Annotated in this window: 10 protein-coding genes; 8 read left to right on the forward strand and 2 right to left on the reverse strand. The window is 35.3% G+C overall.

What is annotated here, in order from left to right:
* Positions 1 to 43 precede the first annotated feature (43 nt).
* Complete coding sequence (locus MOC86_RS26105) at positions 44 to 1,297, reverse strand: helix-turn-helix domain-containing protein (protein ID WP_268586816.1); 1,254 nt, start codon at positions 1,295 to 1,297, stop codon at positions 44 to 46.
* A 463-nt stretch (positions 1,298 to 1,760) separates the two neighbouring features.
* Between MOC86_RS26105 and arsL the strand changes: the two genes are divergently transcribed.
* Genes arsL through vcpD form a run of 4 tightly spaced genes read left to right on the forward strand, consistent with a single transcriptional unit; the run spans position 1,761 to position 5,292 of the window.
* Positions 1,761 to 3,035 carry an arsinothricin biosynthesis radical SAM protein ArsL gene (gene arsL / locus MOC86_RS26110; RefSeq protein ID WP_268586817.1) on the forward strand — a complete coding sequence of 425 codons (1,275 nt, stop codon included), beginning with the start codon at positions 1,761 to 1,763 and terminating at the stop codon, positions 3,033 to 3,035.
* A 13-nt stretch (positions 3,036 to 3,048) separates the two neighbouring features.
* Positions 3,049 to 3,768, forward strand: a complete 720-nt coding sequence (locus tag MOC86_RS26115; protein WP_268586818.1) for an aquaporin — start codon at positions 3,049 to 3,051, stop codon at positions 3,766 to 3,768.
* Positions 3,769 to 3,785: 17 nt separating this feature from the next.
* On the forward strand, positions 3,786 to 4,895 hold the full coding sequence (locus MOC86_RS26120; RefSeq protein WP_268586819.1) for a GTP-binding protein: 1,110 nt from the start codon (positions 3,786 to 3,788) through the stop codon (positions 4,893 to 4,895).
* Positions 4,896 to 4,908: 13 nt separating this feature from the next.
* Positions 4,909 to 5,292 carry an ArsD-related vicinal cysteine protein VcpD gene (gene vcpD / locus MOC86_RS26125; protein ID WP_268586820.1) on the forward strand — a complete coding sequence of 128 codons (384 nt, stop codon included), beginning with the start codon at positions 4,909 to 4,911 and terminating at the stop codon, positions 5,290 to 5,292.
* Between the two features lie 59 nt (positions 5,293 to 5,351).
* On the opposite strand, the gene MOC86_RS26130 is transcribed toward vcpD, so the two are convergent.
* Positions 5,352 to 5,552 carry a hypothetical protein gene (locus MOC86_RS26130; RefSeq protein ID WP_268586821.1) on the reverse strand — a complete coding sequence of 67 codons (201 nt, stop codon included), beginning with the start codon at positions 5,550 to 5,552 and terminating at the stop codon, positions 5,352 to 5,354.
* Positions 5,553 to 5,697: 145 nt separating this feature from the next.
* Here MOC86_RS26130 and MOC86_RS26135 point away from each other — a divergent pair, with 145 nt between their 5' ends.
* The 4 genes from MOC86_RS26135 (at position 5,698) to arsC (ending at position 8,477) form a co-directional block, all read left to right on the forward strand.
* On the forward strand, positions 5,698 to 6,186 hold the full coding sequence (locus tag MOC86_RS26135) for an arsinothricin resistance N-acetyltransferase ArsN1 family A (RefSeq protein WP_268586822.1): 489 nt from the start codon (positions 5,698 to 5,700) through the stop codon (positions 6,184 to 6,186).
* Between the two features lie 183 nt (positions 6,187 to 6,369).
* Positions 6,370 to 6,717, forward strand: coding sequence for an ArsR/SmtB family transcription factor (locus MOC86_RS26140; protein ID WP_268586823.1), 348 nt, complete (start codon positions 6,370 to 6,372; stop codon positions 6,715 to 6,717).
* Between the two features lie 15 nt (positions 6,718 to 6,732).
* Positions 6,733 to 8,031: an arsenic transporter gene (locus tag MOC86_RS26145; protein ID WP_268586824.1), complete on the forward strand. Its 1,299-nt coding sequence runs from the start codon at positions 6,733 to 6,735 to the stop codon at positions 8,029 to 8,031.
* A gap of 23 nt (positions 8,032 to 8,054) precedes the next feature.
* The gene (arsC, locus tag MOC86_RS26150; RefSeq protein WP_268586825.1) at positions 8,055 to 8,477 is read left to right on the forward strand and encodes an arsenate reductase (thioredoxin); all 423 of its coding nucleotides are present in this window, start codon (positions 8,055 to 8,057) and stop codon (positions 8,475 to 8,477) included.
* Positions 8,478 to 8,524 lie beyond the last annotated feature (47 nt).

Raw genomic sequence — 8,524 nt, forward strand, 5'->3', positions numbered from 1 at the left:
ACCTAAGAGGGATAATATCAAGGATACTCACTGTCTTTTTATATTAAAAACATTCTTTGTAGGAGTCTGAAGCCTTTTGATAATCTCCTATAGAAAAATATACATCGGCCACTTTCTTACAAACATGATGACATGACATCGATTGAGACAGAAGGACTTTCTTTGCCCCATCATAGTTTTTTAATGAAATATCTATATCTGATAATCTGTAATGAATATCACCTAAAAGCTCAAATGCTTGAGCTGTATGCTTATTAACGTCGTTCTTCTCTAAAATATCATGACATAAAGAAGAAGCTTGGTCATATTCTTCCTGTAAATAATGTACCCTTGCAAGTTCTACTTGAGCATTCATAATTCTACTTTCTTCTGTTTGAACACTTTTGTAAATGTTTATAGCTGTTCTTAAATAGAGATCTGCTTGGTTATATTCTTCTTGGTAAGAAAATAAAATCCCTAAATTAGTATAGGTACCAGCTTCATGATGCTTATTTTCACTCAATTTAAAGAATTTAAGAGCTCGTTCATACGCCTTTTTTGCCTCTTTATAACGTTTTAATTGCATATTACAAATTCCCATCGCCATAAAGATTTCACCTGATTTATAATAAGTCCCCATATTATCATTTAAATCACTTGCTTCTTGTAAAAAGTTAATGGCTGAGTAATACTCATTTAACTTACCATGTACCACTCCAAGGTTAACCAGTATGGATATACGTACCATTCCACTAATTTGATCATAGATCATAATTCGATAAGCTTTATTTAAAGTATGAAGAGCTTTCTCATTATTGTTAACTTGAATGTGAGCATAACCAAGAGAATCTAAAGAACGTAGCATTTCACTTGTATGCTGACTGTTTTCTAGTTCCGTTACGCTATCCTCGAAAAATGTCATGGCATGATTATAATCTTTTTTATATTCATAGTATTTACCGTGTACCCATAGCAAAATTCCTTTATCGTAAGAATTTAACTCTTCATGAGTTAGATATTCTTTCTTCTGAACAAACATTTCTACTTTCTCGAATGAATTAGAGTTTATCTGATTTTCGGCCGTCTTAATTTCCTTCTTAACTTGTGATAGTAACAAATCTTTGTTTTCCACGGTTTTAAAGAAATCATCGACAGAACAATGTAATTTTTTACTTAGCTTTTCGAGTACATCAAAGGAAGGTTGAACTAAGCCTTGCTCAATCTGACTTAGATAACTTCTAGTAATAATACCTTTTGATAAATCCTGCTGTGTTAATTTCGCTTCTTTTCTTAGTTCTTTTATGCGTTGACCTAACATAGGACTACCTCATCCAATCTCTTTTCTAGATTTTTTTACTTTGACTCTCTAACTCTATTATTAACAATTATGAACAAAATGTAAATATTAAATTAAATGTTCAGAAAATGTTGACAACCTTTTCTTAATCAATTACTATTTAGTTAACAAATTAAACAAAACACAAAATAAAAATAAAATGTTAACTAATGTTATAAAGAAGGTGGGAGAATAATACTAAAGATAAAATATTCTATCTTTCTCTAAAACTCTTACTTTTGTTGTTTCTCAATTGTTAATTCTATTTACTTGAATGATTCTTTTGAAACTACCCCTATTTATTAAATTAAAACAATATTAGGAGGAATAAACATGAAATTCTATTATAAAAACAAGGTGATGTACTCATTAATAACGGTTGCAACAGTCATTCTATTCATGGATCCAGTTTGGCCATAAACTTAATAATTTAGGAGGCTTTTAAATGAATATCTTACTTATTTCAAACTTCGAAGGTGGTTTTCAGCCTAATACTATCGCAACGGCAGCCACCCCTTTAATTAAAGAAGGTTTTAATGTATCCATCTTAGATACTTATGTTGAGGGAATTGTAGAAGAAAAGTTTTTGAATCAGGACCTAGTAGCTATATCTGTTCCACTATTTGATGCTGTACATGCAGGAGTGGAAATAGCAAGGCGTGTAGCTGATAAGAATCCAAAGGCCCACATCACATTTTTTGGACAACATGCCACAATTAACGCTAATCGATTAGCTGGTAAATATAGTGATTCCTGTATTTGCGGAGAATGGGAACAGCCATTAACTTTACTAGCCAAACATCTTTCTGGAGAGACACAAGAGAATATTCCTGGTGTATTAAGTGCCGAACAAGCTATAAAAGGGGAAGTCATACATCCCCATATGTCACGAAATCATCTAGATATCCCTTCCAGACATTTATTACCGACTTTATATAAGTATCCTCAAAAACAAATTAATCATCTCTTAGGATCAGAAGAGGTAGTAGGTTCAACGGAAATTGCTAGAGGCTGTCATCATAAGTGCTTGTATTGTTCCGTATTTGCTGCTTATGGGGGAAAGGTAATCCTCGTTCCAGAAGAGATTGTATTGCAAGATGTTAGAAACTTAGTAGAGGGAGGAATGACTCACCTTACATTTATAGATGCTGACTTCTTTAATGCTAAGTACCATGGAATTAAAATTTTACGAAAACTTCATCAAGAATTTCCTCAGTTAACATATGATTTCACAACCCGAGTCGACCACATCTTAGAGAATAAGGAAACACTATTAGAAATGAAGCAATTGGGTGTCCGATTCATTACATCAGCCTTAGAATTCCCTTCTGAAGAAGTACTAGATGCTGTAGCCAAAGATACAAGTGTTTCTGATATAGAGGAAGCCATTGCTTATTTACGCGAAATTAATATAAAGCTTAATCCAACCTTTATTATGTTTAACCCTTGGACTAAATTCGAAGATCTCACTACCTTTAGATCCTTTATAGAGGACAATCAATTAGGAGGTATCGTAGATCCGATTCAATATGAAACAAGATTGTATTTATACAAAGGGTCTCCACTCTTACATAAGGAGTCTATCAAAAAACTAGATTTAGAGGAATTTGAATTTCACTACGACTGGAAGCATCCGGACCCTAAATTAGATGAACTTTACTTTGAAATGTTAACACCAGCTGAAGAGGGAATTTTTAAACGATGCTGTCTGAAGTGCTAAGGAGGAGAGGAAAATGGATCAGAAATCTTTTATCACTGCTCCTATTGCCCATCCCCATGCACTGCCCAATGTAGAGTCTTATTCTGAAACGAAGAAAAAGCTCATAGCTGAATTTATCGGTACTTACTTTCTTGTGTTTGCGGGAACTGGGGCAATCATCGTCAATTCCCTTACAGAGAGTTTAACTCATGTGGGGGTGGCCATTACTTTTGGCTTAGTTGTTCTAGCGTTAATTTACTCTTTTGGTCATATTTCAGGAGCCCATTTTAATCCTGCTGTTACCCTTGCTTTTCTAGCCCTCGGTGAAATTACTAGGAGGGAAGCAATTTTATATGTTTCCACTCAATTAATAGCAGCTTCAGCATCTAGTGTAACTTTACTAATTATGTTCGGTAATGTATCACACTTGGGAGCAACGATACCTAGTGGGACCTGGATGCAAAGTTTTGTTTTAGAGTTTGTTTTAACCTTTGTACTTATGATTGTGATCTTAACTTCTGCTGTACATAGTAAGGCTGTCAAATCATTTGCCGGTATGGCCATCGGAGCAACGGTAGCGCTAGAAGCTATGTTTGGCGGTCCTATTAGTGGAGCGTCCATGAATCCTGCTAGATCATTTGGGCCAGCCATCGTTTCAGGTACATTCAGTAGTCTATGGATTTATTTAGTGGCTACCACACTGGGAGCCCTTAGTGCTGCTTTAATTTATACCGTACTTCACGAAGAAGAATAGATATAAGGAGGAAAAAGATGAAAACTGCTAAGTTAGTATTACTGGGAGGATTTTTAGGCGCTGGTAAAACGACTACGATGATTAAATCGGCGTTGAAACTTGAGGAGAAAGGGTACCGTGTGGCCATTGTGACCAATGACCAAGGAAAAGAATTAATTGATACGGAACTTGCTCGTAAGAATGGATTGAATACTAAAGAGGTAACAGGGGGCTGCTTCTGTTGTCAATTTGACGACCTATATAAGAATCTAAACACGTTATTAGAGGAAAAACAGCCAGATGTTATTATTGCAGAGGCTGTGGGAAGTTGTACAGATTTAGCTGCAACCGTTATACAGCCACTAAAGCAGTATTACTCGGATCAATTCAAGACCGCCCCTCTAACTATTGTTGTGGATCCAGCCCGATTGATGCATGAACTTAATGCAACGGATGAAACGAGACCTTCTTTTTCGCAGTCAGTAAGTTATATATTCGAGAAACAATTAGCAGAGGGAGATATCATCGCGCTAAACAAGTTAGACCGTTATTCCTCTGATGAAATCGATAAATTATACAATTACTTACAAAAACGTTATCCGCAAACAGTTATACAAATCATCTCTGCTGAAAGAGGGGACCATATCGATGAATTAACCGAAACATGGTTAACAACCGATTTAGGTGGCGATAAAGTACTCGACATTGATTATGAACAATATGCAGAAGGAGAAGCACAACTAGCTTGGATGAATATTCTAGGCGACCTAAATGCAGATCAAGATATAGACCCACGTGAATGGACTCAACGCTTTTTAAGTAAATTAAACGAACACTTTATAAGAGAAAAGATGGCAATTGCTCACTTAAAAGTCCATGTAGGGTTCGAAAATGGGTTTGTTAAAGCAAGTATGGTGCATACAGGGGATGATCCAACATTTACAGAGAAAAATGTACAAAAAGGAAAGCAATTTAGAGTTGTCTTGAATATTCGTATTGAAGCATCTCCAGCTGTTCTTAATCTGGTAGTTGCGGATGCGATTGAATCTCTTAATCAAGATTTAAAAACTAACTGGAAGGCTACATATGATGAGTGTTTTAGTCCACTTCCGCCAAAACCAGTTCATCGTTTATACGACGTATCATAAGGAGGAAAACTAAATGAGTACAACTAATTTAATTGAAATTTTTCCAAGTGTACCAAATAATCAAGACGATTGTTGCGATACAGATTCAGGAGTAGAAACAGAATCTGGTTGCTGTGAAGACAGCAAAAATTTTTATGAGGAAAGCTTAGAATTAAAAGAACAATTAAAGGAGCACTTTAATAAGTCTGTAAATGTCCATCTTTATAATTATGATATCTCCATGGATCGTGTAATGGCTAAAAAGAAATTGAGTGAATTAATAAGAAAACGGGGATTTAAGCATATTGGTGAAGAGGATATTCTCAAGTATGCTACTCCAGCAGTAGTAGTCAATGGTAACTTAGTAAGTTTCGCAACCAAACCTTATATGGAAACAGTAATAGAAAAAATGAGTTAAATGATAAAGAGCCAGCAAGATAGCTGGCTCTTTATTGTGTGGTTAGCTTAATAGAATTTCTATTCATCTTTTAAAGATGAATAAGCTTGTTCAAAACGTTGGTAAGTACACTCCCCAAGGGAAGTAACATCTTCATTAAAGAAACGTTTGAACATAAATTCTTTAGCTTGTACGATATCAAAATTACGTGTATTCATGAGTAGTTTAAAATAAGATTGAAAATATTCAACGGATAAATCTCCAGCACGATTAACAATCATAAACACTTTCTCCTTTAGACTTATTTCAAATCCATTCTCTTAATTATTGATATGAATAGGTTAATTAAGTTGTTAAGGAAAAGCAAGATAATAGTTTACATCTCTGATAAAATAATAAGAAAAATCTAAAAAAGGGGATTATAAGGTGCTAATTCGTAAAGCTAGAGAAGAAGATATGGAGAGTATATTGAAGATTTATAACGAAGGCATCGTGGATCGTATAGCTACTTTAGAAACAGAAACAAAAAATATAACTTACATTAAGCAGTGGCTCTTTGAACGTCCAGAACGATATGAAGTCATTGTAGCAGAGGGAGAAGAATCGGTAATAGGATGGGCTTCCTTAAATCCTTATTCTCACCGTTGTGCCTATAATGGTGTGGCTGATCTATCCGTCTATATTCAAAGACAACAACGTGGAAAAGGAATTGGAAAAGCATTATTAAAGGACCTAGAAGATCGAGCGAAAAAATCTAATTTTCATAAGTTGGTTTTATTCACCTTTCCATTTAATCAGGCAGGTCAAGGGTTGTATAAAAATATAGGATTTCGTGAAGTAGGAGTATTTCAGGAGCAAGGAAAGCTAGATAATGAGTATGTAGATGTTATGGCCATGGAGAAAATTCTTACATAGTTAATAAAAACCTCTAAAAACGTTTTTAGAGGTTTTTTATATTGATTACCTTGATAAAAGCTATATGTCAGATGAGTTTATTTTTTAGAGTTGCAAATAATAAAAAAACTCGTTATATTATAACCATACACATATAATTAAATAATTATATGATAATTAGCATTGATGATAGGAGGACGATTAATGGATATAAAGACTACAATTGAGATTGAAAATGCAGCACAAATATTAAAACTGTTAGGAGATAAAACTCGCTTATCTATGGTGAAACTTCTAGAAACAAACGAGTGTTGTGTTTGCGAATTGGTAGAGATATATAAAACGAGCCAGCCTGCTATTAGTCAGCATTTACGAAAATTGAGGGATGCTAAACTTGTGAAAGAGAATCGAAGAGGGAAGTGGATATTTTATTCTCTCAATAAAGAATATCAATATTATGAGTTCGTTTCTAACATCCTTGAATCGCTACCAACTCAGCATGAACGTTTAAACGAATTAGAAAAACAAGGATTACGTATTTGTTGTGATTAATTGGAGGTTTGTACATTGACATCAGTTATATTGGCATCATTGATTTTTCTTGTAACACTCATCTTAGTCATATGGCAACCTAAAAATCTATCCATTGGATGGTCAGCCTGCGGGGGAGCTATTTTAGCTTTACTTGTAGGTGTCGTTGATTTTCAAGATGTTATAGATGTAACAGGAATCGTATGGAATGCTACTTTAACCTTTATTGCTGTTATCATTATTTCTTTAATTTTAGATGAAATAGGCTTCTTCGAATGGGCTGCCTTACATATGGCAAGAGCAGCGAAGGGGCATGGCGTTCGAATGTTCGTTTATGTTTCTCTTCTTGGAGCCGTGGTTGCTGCATTATTTGCGAATGACGGAGCAGCTTTGATTTTAACACCGATTGTACTCGCTATGGTGCGAGCATTAAAATTTGAAGATCATATGGTCTTTCCATTTATTATTGCAAGTGGTTTTATTGCGGATACCACGTCATTACCCCTTGTGGTCAGTAACTTAGTCAATATAGTATCAGCTGACTTCTTCGGGATTAGTTTCTCTGAGTTCGCTTCACGCATGATTGTACCGGATTTATTTGCTCTTTTCGCTAGCATCATCGTGTTATACATCTACTTCCGTAGAAATATACCAAAGACATACAACGTAGCCGATTTACAAAGACCACGTGATGCCATTAAAGATGAGAAGATGTTCCGATTATCTGGAATTGTGCTTGTGGTTTTAGTACTAGGCTACTTTATTGGAGAATTCTTTAACATACCAGTCTCTATTATCGCTGGAATCATTGCCATCTTATTCTTACTAATGGCTAGAAAAAGCTCAGCTGTTCAAACAAAAAAGGTATTACAAGGAGCTCCATGGGCCATCGTCTTTTTCTCTATTGGTATGTATGTCGTCGTCTATGGATTACGAAATGTGGGTCTAACAGAAGCATTAGCCAATGTCATTCAAGCAACGGCTGATCATGGATTGTTTGCAGCAACGATGGGGATGGGATTCATTGCAGCTATTCTTTCTTCTATTATGAATAACATGCCAACGGTCATGATTGATGCATTAGCTATTGATGCTACTTCTGCCACAGGCACGATTAAAGAAGCCTTAATTTATGCGAATGTAATTGGTTCTGATTTAGGACCGAAGATTACACCGATTGGTTCTCTTGCCACTCTTTTATGGCTTCATGTTCTTTCCACAAAAGGAGTTAAGATTTCTTGGGGAACCTACTTTAAAACCGGTATTATCTTAACCATTCCAACATTGTTTATTACACTCGTTGGTTTATATATTTGGTTACTTATTATTTCATAACACATCAAAAGGAGAATTTACAAATGTCTAAAAAAACACTTTACTTCTTATGTACAGGGAACTCATGCCGTAGCCAAATGGCAGAAGGTTGGGCAAAGAAACATCTAGATTCTAACGAGTGGAACGTATATAGCGCAGGTATTGAAGCACATGGGCTTAACCCAAATGCCGTGAAAGCGATGAAAGAAGCAGGTATTGATATTTCAAATCAAACATCTGACATTATTGACCCTGAAATCCTAAATAACGCAGATTTAGTAGTGACCCTATGTGGAGATGCAGCTGATAAATGTCCAATGACACCACCTCATGTAAAACGTGAACACTGGGGGTTTGATGATCCAGCAAAAGCTGAAGGAACAGATGAAGAGAAATGGGCCTTCTTCCAACGTGTACGTGATGAAATTGGAGAAAGAATTGAACGTTTTGCAAAAACGGGTGAATAACTATTAAAACTAAAAAGCCGTGAGGATGGTATTATCCCCTTTAAGTA

It is taken from the genome of Priestia endophytica (assembly GCF_026790145.1).
Lineage (GTDB): Bacteria > Bacillota > Bacilli > Bacillales > Bacillaceae_H > Bacillus_I > Bacillus_I endophytica_A.

What these genes read in the sequence shown, in the direction of transcription:
- MOC86_RS26105 (WP_268586816.1), bottom strand. Translation starts at nt 1,297, where the DNA reads ATGTTAGGTCAACGCATAAAAGAACTAAGAAAAGAAGCGAAATTAACA.
- arsL (WP_268586817.1), top strand. Translation starts at nt 1,761, where the DNA reads ATGAATATCTTACTTATTTCAAACTTCGAAGGTGGTTTTCAGCCTAAT.
- MOC86_RS26115 (WP_268586818.1), top strand. Translation starts at nt 3,049, where the DNA reads ATGGATCAGAAATCTTTTATCACTGCTCCTATTGCCCATCCCCATGCA.
- MOC86_RS26120 (WP_268586819.1), top strand. Translation starts at nt 3,786, where the DNA reads ATGAAAACTGCTAAGTTAGTATTACTGGGAGGATTTTTAGGCGCTGGT.
- vcpD (WP_268586820.1), top strand. Translation starts at nt 4,909, where the DNA reads ATGAGTACAACTAATTTAATTGAAATTTTTCCAAGTGTACCAAATAAT.
- MOC86_RS26130 (WP_268586821.1), bottom strand. Translation starts at nt 5,552, where the DNA reads ATGATTGTTAATCGTGCTGGAGATTTATCCGTTGAATATTTTCAATCT.
- MOC86_RS26140 (WP_268586823.1), top strand. Translation starts at nt 6,370, where the DNA reads ATGGATATAAAGACTACAATTGAGATTGAAAATGCAGCACAAATATTA.
- arsC (WP_268586825.1), top strand. Translation starts at nt 8,055, where the DNA reads ATGTCTAAAAAAACACTTTACTTCTTATGTACAGGGAACTCATGCCGT.